17 protein-coding genes are annotated in these 15,495 nt (G+C 68.5%); 10 read left to right on the top strand and 7 right to left on the bottom strand.

All coding sequences use genetic code 11. From position 1 onward, the window contains the following. Window position 1: 1 nt before the first annotated feature. The 4 genes from ACFXNW_RS24285 (at window position 2) to ACFXNW_RS24270 (ending at window position 3,910) form a co-directional block, all read left to right on the top strand. Window positions 2-1,153 carry a pseudouridine synthase gene (locus ACFXNW_RS24285; protein ID WP_379420067.1) on the top strand — a complete coding sequence of 384 codons (1,152 nt, stop codon included), beginning with the start codon at window positions 2-4 and terminating at the stop codon, window positions 1,151-1,153. A 65-nt stretch (window positions 1,154-1,218) separates the two neighbouring features. Continuing rightward, window positions 1,219-1,896, top strand: a complete 678-nt coding sequence (gene cmk / locus ACFXNW_RS24280) for a (d)CMP kinase (RefSeq protein WP_379420113.1) — start codon at window positions 1,219-1,221, stop codon at window positions 1,894-1,896. Then, window positions 1,893-3,305, top strand: coding sequence for a ribosome biogenesis GTPase Der (der, locus tag ACFXNW_RS24275; RefSeq protein ID WP_379420066.1), 1,413 nt, complete (start codon window positions 1,893-1,895; stop codon window positions 3,303-3,305). The genes cmk and der overlap by 4 nt, the downstream gene beginning before the upstream one ends. Before the next feature lie 11 nt (window positions 3,306-3,316). Then, window positions 3,317-3,910: a nucleoside deaminase gene (locus ACFXNW_RS24270; protein WP_379420065.1), complete on the top strand. Its 594-nt coding sequence runs from the start codon at window positions 3,317-3,319 to the stop codon at window positions 3,908-3,910. Here the strand turns inward: ACFXNW_RS24270 and ACFXNW_RS24265 are convergent. From ACFXNW_RS24265 to ACFXNW_RS24250, 4 genes are all read right to left on the bottom strand, one after another. Continuing rightward, window positions 3,794-4,051: an HPr family phosphocarrier protein gene (locus ACFXNW_RS24265; protein WP_379420064.1), complete on the bottom strand. Its 258-nt coding sequence runs from the start codon at window positions 4,049-4,051 to the stop codon at window positions 3,794-3,796. The two genes, ACFXNW_RS24270 and ACFXNW_RS24265, sit on opposite strands and share 117 nt — an antisense overlap. A 127-nt stretch (window positions 4,052-4,178) precedes the next feature. Continuing rightward, window positions 4,179-6,404 carry a fructose-specific PTS transporter subunit EIIC gene (locus tag ACFXNW_RS24260; RefSeq protein ID WP_379420063.1) on the bottom strand — a complete coding sequence of 742 codons (2,226 nt, stop codon included), beginning with the start codon at window positions 6,402-6,404 and terminating at the stop codon, window positions 4,179-4,181. Between the two features lie 13 nt (window positions 6,405-6,417). Beyond that, window positions 6,418-7,368 (bottom strand): 1-phosphofructokinase, encoded by a 951-nt coding sequence (gene pfkB / locus ACFXNW_RS24255; RefSeq protein ID WP_379420061.1) that lies wholly within the window; start codon window positions 7,366-7,368, stop codon window positions 6,418-6,420. Next, complete coding sequence (locus ACFXNW_RS24250; protein WP_379420060.1) at window positions 7,365-8,132, bottom strand: DeoR/GlpR family DNA-binding transcription regulator; 768 nt, start codon at window positions 8,130-8,132, stop codon at window positions 7,365-7,367. The genes pfkB and ACFXNW_RS24250 overlap by 4 nt, the downstream gene beginning before the upstream one ends. 143 nt (window positions 8,133-8,275) lie before the next feature. Between ACFXNW_RS24250 and ACFXNW_RS24245 the strand changes: the two genes are divergently transcribed. Then, complete coding sequence (locus tag ACFXNW_RS24245) at window positions 8,276-9,961, top strand: putative PEP-binding protein (RefSeq protein WP_379420059.1); 1,686 nt, start codon at window positions 8,276-8,278, stop codon at window positions 9,959-9,961. Window positions 9,962-10,040: 79 nt separating this feature from the next. Here ACFXNW_RS24245 and ACFXNW_RS24240 read toward each other — a convergent pair whose 3' ends face one another. After that, a complete protein-coding gene (locus tag ACFXNW_RS24240; RefSeq protein WP_379420058.1) occupies window positions 10,041-11,144 on the bottom strand; it encodes a glutamate--cysteine ligase in 1,104 nt (367 codons plus the stop codon). A 144-nt stretch (window positions 11,145-11,288) separates the two neighbouring features. Then, entirely contained in the window at window positions 11,289-11,522 is a 234-nt protein-coding gene (locus ACFXNW_RS24235) for a hypothetical protein (protein WP_379420057.1), read from the bottom strand. Window positions 11,523-11,699: 177 nt separating this feature from the next. Here ACFXNW_RS24235 and ACFXNW_RS24230 point away from each other — a divergent pair, with 177 nt between their 5' ends. Further along, window positions 11,700-11,951 carry a CsbD family protein gene (locus ACFXNW_RS24230; protein ID WP_163825882.1) on the top strand — a complete coding sequence of 84 codons (252 nt, stop codon included), beginning with the start codon at window positions 11,700-11,702 and terminating at the stop codon, window positions 11,949-11,951. 69 nt (window positions 11,952-12,020) lie between these two features. On the opposite strand, the gene ACFXNW_RS24225 is transcribed toward ACFXNW_RS24230, so the two are convergent. Further along, window positions 12,021-12,530 carry a hypothetical protein gene (locus ACFXNW_RS24225; protein ID WP_379420055.1) on the bottom strand — a complete coding sequence of 170 codons (510 nt, stop codon included), beginning with the start codon at window positions 12,528-12,530 and terminating at the stop codon, window positions 12,021-12,023. A 429-nt stretch (window positions 12,531-12,959) separates the two neighbouring features. Between ACFXNW_RS24225 and ACFXNW_RS24220 the strand changes: the two genes are divergently transcribed. The 4 genes from ACFXNW_RS24220 to ACFXNW_RS24205 all read left to right on the top strand — a co-directional run bounded on the left by ACFXNW_RS24220 (window position 12,960) and on the right by ACFXNW_RS24205 (window position 15,489). Then, entirely contained in the window at window positions 12,960-13,370 is a 411-nt protein-coding gene (locus tag ACFXNW_RS24220) for an STAS domain-containing protein (RefSeq protein ID WP_379420054.1), read from the top strand. A gap of 146 nt (window positions 13,371-13,516) precedes the next feature. After that, a complete protein-coding gene (locus ACFXNW_RS24215) occupies window positions 13,517-14,161 on the top strand; it encodes a PAS and ANTAR domain-containing protein (protein WP_379420112.1) in 645 nt (214 codons plus the stop codon). 91 nt (window positions 14,162-14,252) lie between these two features. Continuing rightward, the gene (locus ACFXNW_RS24210; RefSeq protein ID WP_379420052.1) at window positions 14,253-14,684 is read left to right on the top strand and encodes an ATP-binding protein; all 432 of its coding nucleotides are present in this window, start codon (window positions 14,253-14,255) and stop codon (window positions 14,682-14,684) included. Continuing rightward, window positions 14,674-15,489, top strand: a complete 816-nt coding sequence (locus tag ACFXNW_RS24205) for an RNA polymerase sigma factor SigF (RefSeq protein WP_379420051.1) — start codon at window positions 14,674-14,676, stop codon at window positions 15,487-15,489. The genes ACFXNW_RS24210 and ACFXNW_RS24205 overlap by 11 nt, the downstream gene beginning before the upstream one ends. Window positions 15,490-15,495: the final 6 nt, after the last annotated feature.

The raw sequence follows: 15,495 nt of genomic DNA, 5'->3' as shown, positions 1-15,495 counted from the left end.
CGTGAATACTCCCGCTCGCCGAGATGGCACACCGGACCGTAGGAAACGTAACGACCAGCAGCCCAGAAGCGGGCGCCCGGTCGGCACCCGCGACGCGCGCGCGGCCCAGCGGGGCGTTACCCCGCGCGGCGCCTCGACAGGCGGGGCAGGCCAGCGCGGCACCGGCGGATCGGCCGGATCCCAGCGCGGCGGCTCCCCGGCCGCATCGCAGCGCAGTGGCTCGCCGGCCGCATCCCAGCGCGGCGGTCAGGGTGGCGGCGCCGGTGCCCGCAAGCCCGACCGCACCCAACCGCAGGCGCGCAAGAACAAGTCGGCCAAGCCGCAGCGTCAGACGGCGTCATCGCCGCAGCTGAGCAATGCGAAGCCGGCCAAGCGTCAGCACGTCGAGACGACCGAAACCCACACCAAACTGCCGTGGGGCGAAGGTGAGCGCCTGCAGAAGGTGCTGGCCAAGGCCGGTGTCGCCTCCCGGCGTGCCGCCGAGGACATGATCGCGCAGGGCCGCGTCGAGGTCGACGGCCTCATCGTGCGCGAACAGGGCCTGCGCATCGACCCGCAGCACGCGGTGATCCGGGTGGACGGCACTCGGGTGATGGTGCGCGAGGAGCTGGTGCATCTGGCGCTGAACAAGCCCAAGGGCTGGCAGTCGACCATGTCCGACGATCTGGGCCGCCCCTGCGTCGGCGATATCGTCGCCGAACGCATCGCGGCCGGGCAGCGGTTGTTCCATGTCGGTCGCCTCGACGCCGATACCGAAGGCTTGCTGCTGCTCACCAATGACGGTGATCTGGCGCATCGGCTCATGCACCCCTCGTTCGAGGTGTCCAAGACTTACCTGGCGACCGTCAACGGTGAAGTGCACCGTGCGGTCGGCAAGCAGCTGCGCGACGGTGTCGAACTGGAGGACGGTCCCGCCAAGGTCGACCGCTTCCAGGTGCTCGATATCGGCGAGGGACGTTCTCTGGTGAAGATCGTGTTGCACGAGGGGCGCAAGCACATCGTGCGCCGGTTGCTGGACGCGGTCGGCCATCCGGTGACCCGGCTGGTGCGCACCGATATCGGCCCGGTGGCGCTGGGCGATCAACGGCCGGGCACCTTGCGGGTGCTCGGTCGCGATGAAATCGGCAAACTCTACGAGGCGGTGGCGTTGTGAACGGTGTGGAGAGCGCGATCGAGGTGCTCGAGCAGCTCTCGGGTACGTCGTCGCTGGTCGTGGCGATGGACGGGCCGTCGGGGACCGGCAAGTCCAGCGTGTCGCGTCGGCTCGCCGCACGTCTGGGCGCGCGCTACCTCGACACCGGCGCCATGTACCGCGTGGCGACGCTGCGGGTGCTGCGCGAGGGCGTCGACCTGAGCGATCCGGCCGCCATCACGGCCTCGGTGGAGGATCTGCCGCTGACCATCGGCACCGATCCCAGCCATGAGGTGATCCAGCTCGACGGCGCGGACGTGTCCGATGAGATCCGTGGCGCTGCGGTCACCAAGGCCGTCTCGGCCGTGTCCGCGGTTGCCGAGGTGCGTGCGGCGCTGGTGGCGTTGCAGCGGGAGATCGCGGTGTCGGCGGGACGGATCGTGGTCGAGGGGCGCGATATCGGCACCGTCGTGCTGACCGACGCCGACGCCAAGATCTACCTGACCGCGTCCGCTGAGGCGCGGGCCCAGCGGCGCAATCAGCAGAACATCGCCGAGGGCCGGGGTGACGACTATGCCGCGGTACTGGCCGATGTGCAGCGCCGCGACACCCTCGATTCCACCCGCGCGGTGTCCCCGCTGCGTCCCGCCGAGGACGCGGTGCTGGTCGACACCAGCGAACTGACCATGGACGAGGTCATCGACGAGCTGTATCGCGTGGTCGCGCAGCAGGTTTCGGTGCGCACGACGGGAGAGACCAAATGACCGAGGACGTGCTCGCGGGCGACGGCGTCTGGAGTGACGAATCCGAATGGGAGATCACCGATCTCGAGGGTGATCTGGAGGCGGGCGAGCATATCGCGATGCCGACGCTCGCCGTCGTCGGGCGGCCGAATGTCGGCAAGTCGACGTTGGTGAACCGGATCCTCGGCCGCCGTGAGGCCGTCGTGGAGGACGTTCCCGGTGTCACCCGGGACCGCGTCTCCTACGAGGCGAACTGGTCGGGTCGGCGATTCCTGGTGCAGGACACCGGTGGCTGGGAGCCCGACGCCAAGGGGTTGCAGCAGTCGGTGGCGCGTCAGGCCGAACTGGCGATGAACACCGCCGACGCGATCCTGCTGGTCGTCGACGCCACCGTCGGCGCGACCGCGACCGACGAGGCTGCGGTGAAGGTGCTGCGCCGGTCCAAGACGCCGGTCATCCTGGTCGCCAACAAGGTCGACGATCAGCGGGTCGAGGCCGATGCCGCCACCCTGTGGTCGCTGGGTCTCGGCGAGCCGCGCATGGTGTCGGCCGCACACGGCCGCGGCACCGGTGATCTGCTCGACGACATCCTCGAGGCGCTGCCCGAAACCCCGCGTGAAGGCACCGGCGGAACCGGTCCACGCCGCGTCGCGCTGGTCGGCAAGCCGAACGTCGGCAAGTCGAGCCTGCTGAACAAGCTGTCCGGCGACGAGCGTTCGGTGGTGCACGATGTCGCCGGAACCACAGTCGACCCGGTCGACACCCTGGTCGAACTGGGCGACAAGATCTGGAAGTTCGTCGACACAGCCGGCCTGCGCCGCAAGGTGTCGACCGCGAGCGGCACCGAGTTCTACGCCTCGCTACGCACCAAGGCGGCTCTGGAGGCTTCCGAGGTGGCGATCATGCTGATCGATGCCTCGCAGCCGATCACCGAACAGGATCTGCGGGTGATCAGCCTGGTCGCCGATTCCGGGCGTGCGCTGGTACTGGCGTTCAACAAATGGGATCTGGTCGACGAGGACCGTCGCCTGCAGCTGGAGAAGGAAATCGACCGCGAGTTGGTCCGGGTGCCGTGGGCGCAGCGGGTCAACATCTCCGCGCACACCGGCCGGGCCGTGCAGAAGCTGGTGCCCGCCATGGAGACCGCGCTCGAATCCTGGGACAAGCGGATCTCGACGGGCAAGTTGAACAACTGGCTCAAGGAAGTCGTCGCCGCGACCCCGCCGCCGATGCGCGGTGGCAGGCTGCCCCGCGTGATGTTCGCCACCCAGGCGACCACACGGCCGCCGACGTTCGTCCTGTTCACCACCGGATTCCTGGAGGCGGGCTACCGCCGCTTCCTGGAGCGCAAACTTCGCGAGGAGTTCGGTTTCGACGGTTCACCCGTGCGGATCTCGGTGCGGGTGCGCGAGAAGCGTCCGCGTAAGTAGGGAACGACCCAGTGCACCGCACCGATGAACTGCATCTTCGACGGGCTGTCGAGCTCGCCGACAGTGCGGGGCGGGAAGGAAACCATCCCTTCGGTGCGGTGATCGCCACGGGCACCCGGGTCATCGCCGAGGGCCGCAACGGCGTCGTCACGACCGGCAATGTGCTCACCCATGCCGAGACCGCCGCCATCGAGGTGGCGGTGTCGGCGGGCGAGGCCGCCGCGCTGATCGGGGCAACCATCTACGCCAGTGGTGAGCCGTGCCCTATGTGTGCGGGGGCGATCGTGTGGGCCGGGATCACCCGAGTGGTTTTCGCCGCCGCCGAACCCGATTTCGCGCCCATCATCGGCCGCAGGCCGCGCTTCGGCGAACTGCGCTGCGTGGACGTCGTCCGGGCCGCCGACTCCTCGATCGCGGTCGACGGCCCTGCGCTCGGCGAGGACGGGCTGGCACCATTCCGCGGATACGTCCGCGGGTACGGTGCGGCCTCAGGCGTCGAGATCGCTGACGACCATACCGGCGATCTTGTCCAGGGTCGGCTGATCGTCGCTGGTGACGACGACCTCGGTGCCGAAGGTGGCGCCGAGGGTCATGATCATCAGTGACGAGCCCGCGTCGACGGGCTCACCGCCGGGCAGTGCCAGGGTGACCGGCACACCGGCGGCTCCGACCGCCTCGGCGATGAGTGCGGCGGGGCGGGCGTGCAGCCCGATCGAGGAACCGACGGTGACGGTGATGCTCGGCATTTCTACTCCCTGTTTCGTTGGATACCAGATGCTGTGAGAGATGAGATCGGTCAGGTGATGCTGGACTCGCCTGCCCCGGAGGGCTTGCGTGGTGACGCTTCGCTACCCCCTCCAGCCCTCGACCGGGTCAGGCGGCGACCAGTGCGGCGTCGGTGCGGGCGCGCGGCCTGCCGAAGGATTTGGCGGCGGTGACGCAGACGGCGGCGGTGACGGTGCCAGCGGCGATCGCGATGAGATACCAGGCGATCTGGCCGACCGCGAAGAAGACGAAGATGCCGCCGTGCGGGGCGCTGAGCGTCACGCCGGTCGCCATCACGAGCGCGCCGGTGACAGCACCACCGGCCATCATCGACGGGATCACCCGCAGCGGGTCGGCGGCGGCGAACGGGATGGCGCCCTCGGAGATGAACGAGGCGCCCAGTAACCATGCCGCCTTACCGTTTTCGCGTTCGGCAGTGGTGAACAGGCCCGGCCGCAGGACCGTCGACGCCAATGCCATGGCCAGCGGCGGCACCATCCCCGCGGCCATCACCGCGGCCATGATCTTCAGGGTCGCTGGATCGTCGACCGACAGGCCGGCCGCGGCGAATGAATAGGCGGCCTTGTTGACCGGGCCACCCAGGTCGAAGCACATCATCAGGCCGAGAATGATGCCGAGCGCCACCGCTGAGGTGCCCGAGAGCCCGTTGAGCCAATCGGTGAGGCTTTCGGTCACCACCGCCAGCGGTTTGCCGAGCACCGTCAGCATGAGCACCCCGACGATGAGCGAGGCGAACAGCGGGATCATCACCACCGGCATCAGCCCACGCGCCCACTGCGGCACCGGAATCCGGCTCACCCACAGTGCCGCGAACCCGGCAATCAGACCACCGACGAGACCGCCGAGGAACCCGGCGCCGACGAACACGGCCACCGCGCCCGCGGTGAAACCCGGTGCCAGACCGGGCCGGTCGGCGATGGCGAAGGCGATATAGCCGGCCAGCGCGGGAACCAGGAAGCTGAACGCGAGCGAACCCAGCTGATAGAGCACTGCGCCCAGATAAGTGGCAAGGCCGCCCGGAGGCAGCGACGTCAGCGAATTGTCGAGCACGATCGATCCGGCGTTGTCGGCGATCTCGTAGCCGCCGACCAGGAAACCGAGTGCGATCAGCAGCCCGCCCGCGGCGACGAACGGGATCATGTAACTGACACCGGTGAGCAGGATCTGGCGCAGCCGGGTGCCCCAGCCGAGCGTGGCGGTCGCCGGTTCTTCGGGCGCCGTGGTGGGTTCGGGTGCGGCTGCGGGATCGCGCGCTACGCGGAGCGCGTCGGCGATCATCACGTCCGGCTCGTTGATCGCCCGCTTCACTCCGGATTCGATGACAGGCTTACCCGTGAACCGTTCCCGGCCCTTCACCCCGACATCGGTGGCGAGGATGACGGCATCCGCGGCGGCGATGGCGGCGGCCGACAGCGCGGTGGTGCCGCTCGAGCCCTGAGTTTCCACCAGGACCCGAACGCCGGCTCGTTCACCTGCGGCGACGAGTGCGTCGGCGGCCATGTAGGTGTGGGCGATACCGGTGGGGCAAGCGGTGACGGCGACGATGGAGCGGGCGGGTGTGTGTTGCGGCGTTGTCGGCTGGACGACCGGAATTGATTTGGCGGCACCGGAGTTCGTGGTGTCCGCCGTCGCGGTCGCAGTGCCCGCTGCGATAGCACCCGCGGCGGATGTGCCGACGACGTCGCCGTCGGCAGGTTGGACCGGCTCGGAATCTTCTGCCGATGCCGATGCCGATGCCGACGCCGACGCCGACGCCGACGGTGCGGGTGCTATCGCAGCGGGCACTGCGACGGCCGAGGTGGCCGCTGAAGGTGCGGCGGCCCGAGCAGCTCCCGAGGGTGCCGCGGATGGCGGGGGTGCCGGTGCGAGGACCGAATCAACCAGCGCGACGACCGCATCCGGTGATTCCGCCTCGCGGAGACTGCCGACGAACTCCGGCTTCACCAGCGCCCGCGCCAGACTCGACAGCAGCTTCATGTGCTCGGCGCCCGCTCCCTCCGGCGCCGCGATGAGGAAGACGAGATCGGCGGGGCCATCCGGGGCGCCGAAGTCGACCGCGGGCGCCAGGCGCGCGAAGCCGAGAGAGGCTTCGGTGATGGTGGCGGCCCGGCAGTGCGGGATGGCGAGACCGCCGGGTAGGCCGGTCGCCGACTGCTCCTCCCTGGCCAAGGCCGCCGCAGTGAGCGCCGAGGCATCCTCGGCGCGTTCGGCGTCGGTGAGCCGTTGCGCGAGGGCGGCGATCACGGCGTCCTTCGACGTGCCGAGATCGGCGTCGAGACTGATCGTGTCGGGGGTGATGATCGAATCGGCCATCGCGATGCGTCCTTCAGGAATGGGGGAGGAGGTCGATCGCCGTGACGGATACGGCGTCGGGGTCGGTGTGGTGGGGGCCGGGCAGGCCGGTGCCGGGCAGGGCGGTGGCGGCGCTGCCGTAGGCGACCGCGTGGCGCAACCTGTCGGCGGGTTCGGCGCCGGCCAGATCGGCGAGCAGGTAGCCCGCCAGCGCGGAATCGCCCGCCCCAACAGTGCTGCGTGGGCGGATGGTGGGTGCGCCCGCATGCCAGGCGCCGTCCGGGGTGACGAGTACTGCGCCCGCTGCGCCGAGTGTTGCCAGGACCGCACCGAAGCCGCGGTCGACGAGCCCGGCGGCGGCGCGTGCGGCGGCGAGGGGATCTTCCAGCGTGGCAGCGGCGGAACCGGTCAGTTGAGCGAGTTCGTCGGTATTGGGTTTGATCAATTGCGGTGCTGCTGAGGAGGTTCCGTGGGCGAGCGCCAGCAGTGGAGCTTCGGAGGTGTCCACCGCGACCCGCGTCCCAGACAGCTGCCGGATCAGCTCGACATACCAGTCCGTGGGCACTGCCGGTGGCAGCGATCCCGACAACACCACCCACTCGGCCTCGGCGGCGAGCTCGCCGAGCACGGCCGCGAGCGCATCCAGCGCGGCCGCGGTGAGCGGATGCCCGGGCTCGTTGATCTTGGTCGTGGTGCCGTCGGATTCGGCGACGGTGAGGTTGATTCGAGCCGAACCCGCGGTCGGCACGGTTCGATGTTCGATGCCGGCGTCGGTGAGTGCCCGCAGCAGCGGATCATCGACATTGCCCGGCAGAACTGCGACGGTCCGAACGCCTGCGGCAGCGACCACCCGAGAGACGTTGACGCCCTTGCCGCCGGGATGAGTGGCGACGCTGCGCGCCCGGTGCACGGCACCACGCACCAGCGGTTCGGTCAGGGTGACAGTCCGGTCGATGCTGGGATTCGCGGTCAGCGTGACGATCATGCCGCCACCACCTCGATGCCGCTGTTGCTCAGCTCATTTCGCACCGACGCGGGAATATCGGCGTCGGTCACCAAGACGTCGATCTCGTCGATTCCGGCGAACCGAACGAAATCCTCCCGGCCGACCTTGGACGAATCGGCGACCACCACCACGCGATGCGCGCTGGCGACCATCGCCCGCTTCACCGCCGCCTCGTCCACGTCCGGAGTGGACAGCCCGTGGGCGGGTGTCAGGGCATTGGTGCCGATGAACGCGGTATCGACGCGCAGTCCGGCGAGGACGCGCAACGTGTCGGCACCGACGGCGGCCTGGGTGACCCCACGCACCCGGCCGCCGAGTAGATGCAGCTGCACGCCCGCGTGGCCGCTGAGCCGGGTCGCCACCGGCAGCGAATTCGTGACACCCACCAATTCGCGGTCCGCGGGCAGCAGGGCGGCGACGCGCGCGGTGGTGGTACCCGCATCGAAGAGCACGCTGCCACCGGTCGGTGGCAGGAAGTCCACCGCGGCCTTGGCGATGCGCTCTTTCTCGGCGGTGCGCGAGGTTTCGCGTTCGGAGGTGCCCAGTTCGATCGCGGTGAGTGCGGCGGCCGGGACGGCGCCGCCGTGGACCCGGCGCACCAGGCCCATCCGGTCCAGCACCGCGAGATCGCGGCGCACGGTCTCGCTGGTGACGCCGTACTGCTCCGATAGATCGGTCACCGATACGCGACCGCGCTGCCCGACCAGGGTGGCGATGGCCTGCTGCCGCTCCTCTGCGTACATCCCGATCCTCCTGCAAATGTTGGTTTATGTTGTTTTACGTCTGGGTGTGTTGCTTTGTCAATGGTTTGGAGTAGTCTGGATCACATCCACTCAGGCGTTGATATGAACGACACAGTTCGACTTCGGTGCGAAGGAGACCGCAAATGACCCGATCGCAGCAGGTAAAAGCCGTTGAATCGGTTTTGCGCGGAACTCCGGCCGTGCCGGGAGTGGCCGCTGCACCCGCGATTCGGCCCAACCCGCGAGGCCAGATCGATGCCCGATCGGGCGTCGTTGCCGAGTCCGATCGGGCATCCGAACTCTCCGCGCTGCGGGACGCCGCGGAGATCGTCGCGGGCAGGCTGCGCGCACGCGCCGAAGCGTCGACGGGTGCCGCGGCCGAGGTGCTGGCGGCCAACGCCGCGATGGCCGCCGACCGCGGCTGGGTCGGCGCCGCCGAGAAGCTGATCGCTGCGGGCGCCGCGGCACCTGCGGCCGCTACCGCCGCCACCGAGCAGTTTGCCGAGATGTTCAGCAAGCTCGGCGGTCTGATGGCCGAACGGGTGACAGATCTGCGCGATGTGTGCGACCGCGTGGTGGCCGAGCTGCTCGGGCTGCCCGAACCGGGTGTGCCCACCCCGGAGCGTCCCTCCATCCTGATTGCTCGCGATCTGGCGCCGGCCGACACCGCAGGCCTGGACCCCACACGCATCCTCGGGCTGGCGACCACGCTCGGTGGTGCCACCAGCCACACCGCGATCATCGCCCGTCAGCTCGGAATCCCGTGCGTCGTCGCGGTGTCGGGCCTCGATGATGTGCCTGCGGGTGCCGATCTCCTGGTGGATGGAGCATCGGGCACGGTTACCGTCGATCCGGATCCCGTCGTGGCCGAAGCCGCCGTCGCAGACTCCCGCGCGACCGCGGCCAGGAACGCGAGCTGGATCGGCCCCGGCGCCACCAGCGACGGTCATCGTGTCGGCATCCTCGCCAATGTTCAGGACGGCGCCGGCGCACGGGCTGCCGCCGCGACGCCCGCCGAGGGCATCGGGCTGTTCCGGACCGAACTGTGTTTCCTCGACCGCGATACCGAACCGTCGGCGCAGGAACAGGCCCGCATCTACCGGGAAGTGCTCGACGCCTATCCCGCCGCGAAAGTGGTGGTCCGGACCTTGGACGCGGGTTCGGACAAGCCGTTGCGGTTCGCCGACCATCCCGACGAAGCCAATCCCGCTCTCGGCGTGCGCGGTATCCGGATCGCCGCCCGCGACAGCGGCATCCTGGAACGTCAATTGGACGCCATCGCCACAGCGGCCGAGGGCCGGGAAACTCCGCCCATGGTGATGGCGCCGATGATCGCGACGGTCGGCGAAGCACGGTCGTTCGCGACGCAGGTTCGGGCCAGAGGGCTGATTGCCGGGGTGATGATCGAGGTCCCCGCTGCGGCGCTGCTGGCCGAGGCGCTGCTGGCCGAGGTCGATTTCGTATCGATCGGCACCAATGATCTCGCGCAGTACACGATGGCGGCCGACCGGATGTCACCCGATCTGGCCGCGCTCACCGACCCGTGGCAGCCCGCAGTGCTGACCCTGGTGGCCCGCACCGCGGCAGCGGGCAGGCAGGCAGGGAAGCCGGTCGGTGTCTGTGGTGAGGCGGCGGCCGATCCGCTGCTGGCGTGCGTGCTGGCCGGCCTCGGAGTCACCTCGTTGTCGGCGGCATCTCCCGCCGTCGCTGGAGTCGGCGCCCAGCTGTCGGCGGTCAGCCTGGCCGATTGTGAAGCGGCGGCTGCTTCGGTACTCGCCGCCACCGACCCCGACGACGCGCGAGCGCGAGCGCGTCGAATCCTGCGCTGAGTGGCCGGAACACGCCTGTTCGGACTGACGTTGCGCGCCTACATCGATCGAAGATGACGCACATGCCATGCGGGTCTGCCTACGGGCAGCCCTCGAGCGTGGCGTCCTGCAGGACAGCGAGCACGTCGCCGATCTCATGGCGCACCCGGAAGGCGTCGCGTTGCCGGCAGGCGCCGTTGCCGCGGTCGAGCACCCCGGCGACCGCGTCGCTGACGAAGTCCTCGGCCTCCAGCGCCGCGAGCGCCGGTGCGATGCGGTCGAGCAGCTCGACCAGCAATGTGCTGGTGGGGGCGATCCGGCCGTCGACCGGATCGACGCCGTCGCCGTCCAGTCCCGACCGTGCCGCCTTCCAGTACGCGGTCCGCAGCACCTCTGCCGACACCATCGGCGCGGCGCGCCCCCGGTCGAGTTCGGCGCGCGCCGTCATCACGGTCGCCCGGACGAGGGTCGCCAGCAGGGCCGTCTCTCGCACCGTCGCGGGCACGTCACTGACTCGGATCTCGACGGTGGGGAAGGTGATCGAGGGCCGGATGTCCCAATAGACCATCTTCTTGTCCAGGATGCTGCCGCTGGACAACATCATCTCCACCATCGTGTCGTAGGCATCGGCGTCGGCGAAGTACGGCGGCGGACCGGCACTGGGCCAGCGCCGCCACAGCACGCTGCGCCAACTGGCGTAACCGGTTTCGGCGGCTCGGTAGATCGAGGAATTGGCGGTGAGCGCGAGGAAGACCGGCAACGACGGCCGCAGGAAATTGCTGATCTGCACGGCGGTTTCTCGATCGGGGATGCCCACATGGATATGGCAGCCGCACAGCCCCTGCTCATGGGCGAGCATGCCGAAATTGCGGGCGATGCGCTGATACCGCGGGGTATCGGTGACCGGGAATTGCTCCGGCACCGTCGGCGGTATCGCCACCGCGAGCAGCCGGGTGCCGTGCTCATGGGCGCAGCCGGCGACGCTGCTGCGCAATTCACGCAATTCGGTGAGAAGTTCGGCGGTTTCGGTGTGCACGCCGGTGCAGGTTTCCACTTGGCACCGGGTCAATTCGAGCTGCAGATCTATCCCGATATCTTTCGCGGACTCGGCCACCTCGACATTCTTCGCCGCGGGTGCGCCGGTATCCGGATCCACAAGGAGAAATTCCTCTTCAACGCCGACTGTCGATGAGGCCGCGTCCATTCTCGTTAGGCTACTCGTCGCGGGTGGTCCTGACGCCGACATATCTGCGCTCCGGAATGGCAGCGGACATGAACGTGCCCGCCGCCGCCGACCCCTCGCTGGACACCATTCGCGTCGTCGCGCGGCGATGATCGGTCACCGGCGCTACGCGTGATCGACCAGCGAGTCGTGGCCCGCCCGGCGCGCGCAGTGCGCGCAGCAGAACACCTGCTGGGCGGCTTCCACCCCGTGGCCGAGCACCCGGCACCCGCAATGGGCGCAGGCCGGCGCCAATTCGCTCGCGGCGCATTCGAAACTGTCGAACGTCCACGACTGGCCGTTCTTGCTGACGGTGAATGTCTTGTCGTAGTCGTTGCCGCAGGTATCGCAGATCGCCATTACCCCGCACCTCCTGGGCGGTGTTGATCGGTGACGGCGGGTTCGCCGTCACCGAGGCGCTACCCGCCGTCCTGCGGAACAAACACCGGGATATGGGCCGCCGGTTTCGATTGAGCCCGCCGTGACCGGGTATGCGCCGACTGTCCAGCAGGAACCGATCACACGGAGGTGACTATCGTGCCGGAGTCCAACAGCGGTCCCCGCGAGGGCGTCGAAGGCGTCGTCGAAGGCGTCAAGGGGAAGGTCAAGGAGACGGCCGGAACGGTGCTCGGTAACGATGAGCTGCGCGATGAAGGTCGTGCGCAGCAGAACAAGGCCGATTCTCAACGCGAAGCCGCGAAGAAAGAGGCCGAAGCCGAAAAGCAGCGCCGTGAAGCCGATCTCGATGAAGCACGACAGAAGTCGCATCAGAGCGACGAGGCTCGCTGACCCGAGTCGGTGGTAACGCACAGCGGTTGCCGTGGCATTGTGCCCGGCAACCGCTGTCGTGTGCCGACGTCAGTTGAAGCCGGCCAGGCCCGAGGCGAGATCGCTGAGGTCGAGCGCGTCCAGCGCCTGGTCACGGACCTCGGGGCAGTTCTGGATCGTCACCGTGTCGACGATGGAGCGGTCCCGGATGATGACCACGTTGATGCCTTCGTTCTGCGCGGCCCAGTTGTGCACGGTGCCGTTGAAGGTCACCCGGGCCACGGTCGAGCCCTGGTCCTGCCAGGTGCCGATATCAGCACGCATCATGTCGCAGAGCTGGTCGGCGGCCGCGGGGCTCACCTCGTCGACGGCGGGGGCTTCCTCAGGGGATCGGTCGTCGGCGTCGGGTGTTCGATCGTCGCGATCGGGGTAGTCGCGATCGGTCGGTGCCGTCGTCGGTACCGGCGGCTGCATCGGTGGCGTGGTCGCGGGGTCGTCGCCGGAATCATCGGTGCATGCGCCCAACAGCGCGGCAGCGAGGATGACTCCGACTGCGAGGCGGGCGCGCGAGGATCGGCGACCGGGATGGGAAGTTCTCATGGCGACACTCCTTTCGTGCTGTGCGCGTACCCGCCCTATCGCAGGTGAATCGAGAATCCGGGTGGAGTCGACGCCCCCGGATTACCGCGTGGTCCTGCGGGAAGCCACCCCGGGACAGGATGTGGCCTGCCGGCGAGGGGGAGACCGAGTTCCGCGTCGAACCGCAGGTGCGCACGCCGGTGTTCGTCCGGATCTGGCGGCGGGTCACCGATCGAGTTCGGGTCTGAGCGGGTGACAGGGGCTGGTTCGCGTGCCAGAATGGTTCCAGGTTGAGACCCCAGCCGACCCCGGTTCCGCAGTCGGAACGCCGATGCCAGGTAGCCGTCTCACTCGCTTCGCCTCCTGAGTTCGTCGTTTCGCCCTTTGCTCCGTAGCACGGCTCGTGGCACCGAAACCGAATCGCCAAGCCCCTGTCGCACAGGAGGTTCGATGTCGTTGGTGACCGAACATCACATCGCCGAACAGCTGCACCAGCTGGCGAGACCCCAGCACGGGCGCGATATCCGCCGGTTGAGCCGGCAAGGCAGCGTGCACGGTGGTTGCGCAGTCGCGCGGGTGGAGGGCGAACTGGACGCCGCGCTGTATGACGACTTCTACGATCTGCTGCGCGAATGCTTGCACGCCGATCGTCCGATTGTCGTCCTCGACCTGCGTGCCGCCACTTTCATGAGTATCCGATCCGCCACCCTGCTCGTGGCCGCGAAAGCCGACGCGGCCGCCCGCGGACTGGATCTGCGGCTGGTGTGCGGACGCAAGGACGTCGAACGAGTGCTCGAGGTGGCCGGGGTGCGGCCTCTGTTCCGCCATTACCCGACCATGCGGGAGGCTCTCGGCACCTGACGACGAGCCGAGCTGTCCACTGTGCCGCGAGCCGGCATCGCCGCCGACGCGGTGCGCCGCTGGTATGTCTCGGCCGTGGGGTCGATAATTGTGCGGTGACGGACGATGGATCGTTCTCCGCATACCGAACCGAGGTCGACGGCGCCCTGGCTTTCGACGAGGTGCTCGGCCCCGGTAGCGCACAGAATGTCGGTGGATTCCGCTTCTGGTTCGCCGATGAACGCTGGGAATGGTCCGACGAGGTCGCCAGGATGCACGGATATCAGCCCGGCACGGTCACCCCGACGACCGAGCTGCTGCTCGGGCATAAACACCCCGACGACCGCGACCATGTCGCCGACGTCTTGGCCCACGCCATCGCCGCCGCCGAACCGTTCTCCAGTCGGCACCGCATCATCGACACCGACGGCAACACCCACCACGTGATCGTCGTCGCCGACACCATGGCCGATGCCACCGGTGCGGTCATCGGCACGGCCGGCTACTACATCGATGTCACCGACACCCTGGCCGAGCACCGCCAGGAAACCCTCGACGACGCGCTGCCCGAGCTGCTCACCGCGCGCGCGGTCATCGAACAGGCCAAAGGCGTGCTGATGCTGGTGTACGGCCTCACCTCCGATCAGGCCTTCCGGGTGCTCACCTGGCGGTCACAGGAGACCAACGTCAAGCTCCGATCGCTGGCCGCGCAATTGGTCGCGGAGCTGCCCACCTTGCGCAACGCTGCGCCGCGCATGCGTTCGGAGTTCGATCACCTGCTGCTGACGGTGCATCTACGCGTTCGCGAGTAGCCTGCGCGAGGGCGGCCGACGAGCGTTTCGCGCGGGTCAGGCCGGGTAAGCGAGCACATGACACCTGATCAGCGCGGACAAGGTGGTGGGCATGACCGAGAACATTTCCCGCATATCCGCGGACACCACGACTGTGGGGGTCCGGGTACCCGCGGACCTCGAACAGCTGCTGATGCTGCGCGCGCTGGCCGAAACCGTCTCACTGATCGCCGACTTCGCGCTCGACGAGGTCACCGATATCCGCCTCGCTCTCGACGAGGTGGCAACGTCGCTGATCCTGGACGCGGTTCCCGGCTCCGAACTCACCTGCGACTTCAGCTACGGAGACAACCGCATGAGCGTCGTCGTGACCTCTGTCGCGACCACCGCATCGCTCGGCGAACGGCACAGCTTCGGCTGGCATATCGTGCGTACCCTGACCGAATCCATTTCGACCGAGCAGCGGCCATTCGACGAGGTCGCGGGCGGATACCCGACCCGCGCCCGGTTCACCTGGGTCCGCGGCGGATCCGATGGCAGCTGAGCGGCCGCGGTCGCGTCCGCGACCCGTACGCCGCCATCCGGGCGAGGACAGCTACGACCACATCGAGCCGGTGCTGGAGAAACTCGCCGTCCTCCCCGCAGGCGACCCTCATCGCGCCGCGATGCGCGAGGAGGTGATCGAACGCTGCCTGCCGCTCGCCGAGCACATTGCCCGCAAATTCGCCGGGCGCGGTGAGATGTTCGAGGATCTGCTGCAAGTTGCGCGGGTGGGTCTGTTGCACGCGGTCGACCGCTTCGACGTGGCCCGCGGGACGTCGTTCCTGTCGTTCGCGGTGCCGACCATCATGGGTGAGGTCCGTCGGTACTTCCGCGACAACACCTGGTCGGTGCGGGTGCCGCGGCGGGTCAAAGAGATTCAGCTCAGCGTGGGGCCTGCCACCGACAAGCTGTCACAGCAACTGGGCCGGATGCCCCGCGCCAGAGAGCTGGCGGCCGAACTTCAGGTGGATCTTGTCGAGGTCACCCAGGCGTTGATCGCGGGCAACGCCTACCACAGCTCCTCGATCGACACGGTGGTCGGTGACGACGCCGAGAATGCGCCGCTGCCGGTGACCGAATCGCTGGGAGCCGAGGAACCTTCGTACAGCTACATCGAGGACTATTTGGCCGTGCAGCCGTATATCGCCGAGCTACCCGAACGGGAGCAGCAGGTGCTTCGACTGCGATTCTTCGAGTCCCTCACTCAGCACCAGATCGCCGAGCGGCTCGGCGTCTCGCAGATGCACGTCTCGCGGATCCTGTCCCGCACCCTCGACCAATTGCGGGAACAAGCAATGCGGGACTGAGCGCCG

The sequence above is a fragment of the Nocardia sp. NPDC059180 genome, assembly GCF_042754945.1.
GTDB lineage: Bacteria > Actinomycetota > Actinomycetes > Mycobacteriales > Mycobacteriaceae > Nocardia.
Note: the sequence above shows the minus strand (reverse complement) of the source record. Positions and strands in the feature narration are given on the sequence as shown.

What these genes read in the sequence shown, in the direction of transcription:
- ACFXNW_RS24240 (WP_379420058.1), bottom strand. Translation starts at nt 11,144, where the DNA reads ATGGACGCGGCCTCATCGACAGTCGGCGTTGAAGAGGAATTTCTCCTT.
- cmk (WP_379420113.1), top strand. Translation starts at nt 1,219, where the DNA reads ATGGACGGGCCGTCGGGGACCGGCAAGTCCAGCGTGTCGCGTCGGCTC.
- der (WP_379420066.1), top strand. Translation starts at nt 1,893, where the DNA reads ATGACCGAGGACGTGCTCGCGGGCGACGGCGTCTGGAGTGACGAATCC.
- ACFXNW_RS24205 (WP_379420051.1), top strand. Translation starts at nt 14,674, where the DNA reads ATGGCAGCTGAGCGGCCGCGGTCGCGTCCGCGACCCGTACGCCGCCAT.
- ACFXNW_RS24220 (WP_379420054.1), top strand. Translation starts at nt 12,960, where the DNA reads ATGTCGTTGGTGACCGAACATCACATCGCCGAACAGCTGCACCAGCTG.
- pfkB (WP_379420061.1), bottom strand. Translation starts at nt 7,368, where the DNA reads ATGATCGTCACGCTGACCGCGAATCCCAGCATCGACCGGACTGTCACC.
- ACFXNW_RS24225 (WP_379420055.1), bottom strand. Translation starts at nt 12,530, where the DNA reads ATGAGAACTTCCCATCCCGGTCGCCGATCCTCGCGCGCCCGCCTCGCA.
- ACFXNW_RS24250 (WP_379420060.1), bottom strand. Translation starts at nt 8,132, where the DNA reads ATGTACGCAGAGGAGCGGCAGCAGGCCATCGCCACCCTGGTCGGGCAG.
- ACFXNW_RS24235 (WP_379420057.1), bottom strand. Translation starts at nt 11,522, where the DNA reads ATGGCGATCTGCGATACCTGCGGCAACGACTACGACAAGACATTCACC.
- ACFXNW_RS24245 (WP_379420059.1), top strand. Translation starts at nt 8,276, where the DNA reads ATGACCCGATCGCAGCAGGTAAAAGCCGTTGAATCGGTTTTGCGCGGA.
- ACFXNW_RS24210 (WP_379420052.1), top strand. Translation starts at nt 14,253, where the DNA reads ATGACCGAGAACATTTCCCGCATATCCGCGGACACCACGACTGTGGGG.
- ACFXNW_RS24260 (WP_379420063.1), bottom strand. Translation starts at nt 6,404, where the DNA reads ATGGCCGATTCGATCATCACCCCCGACACGATCAGTCTCGACGCCGAT.
- ACFXNW_RS24265 (WP_379420064.1), bottom strand. Translation starts at nt 4,051, where the DNA reads ATGCCGAGCATCACCGTCACCGTCGGTTCCTCGATCGGGCTGCACGCC.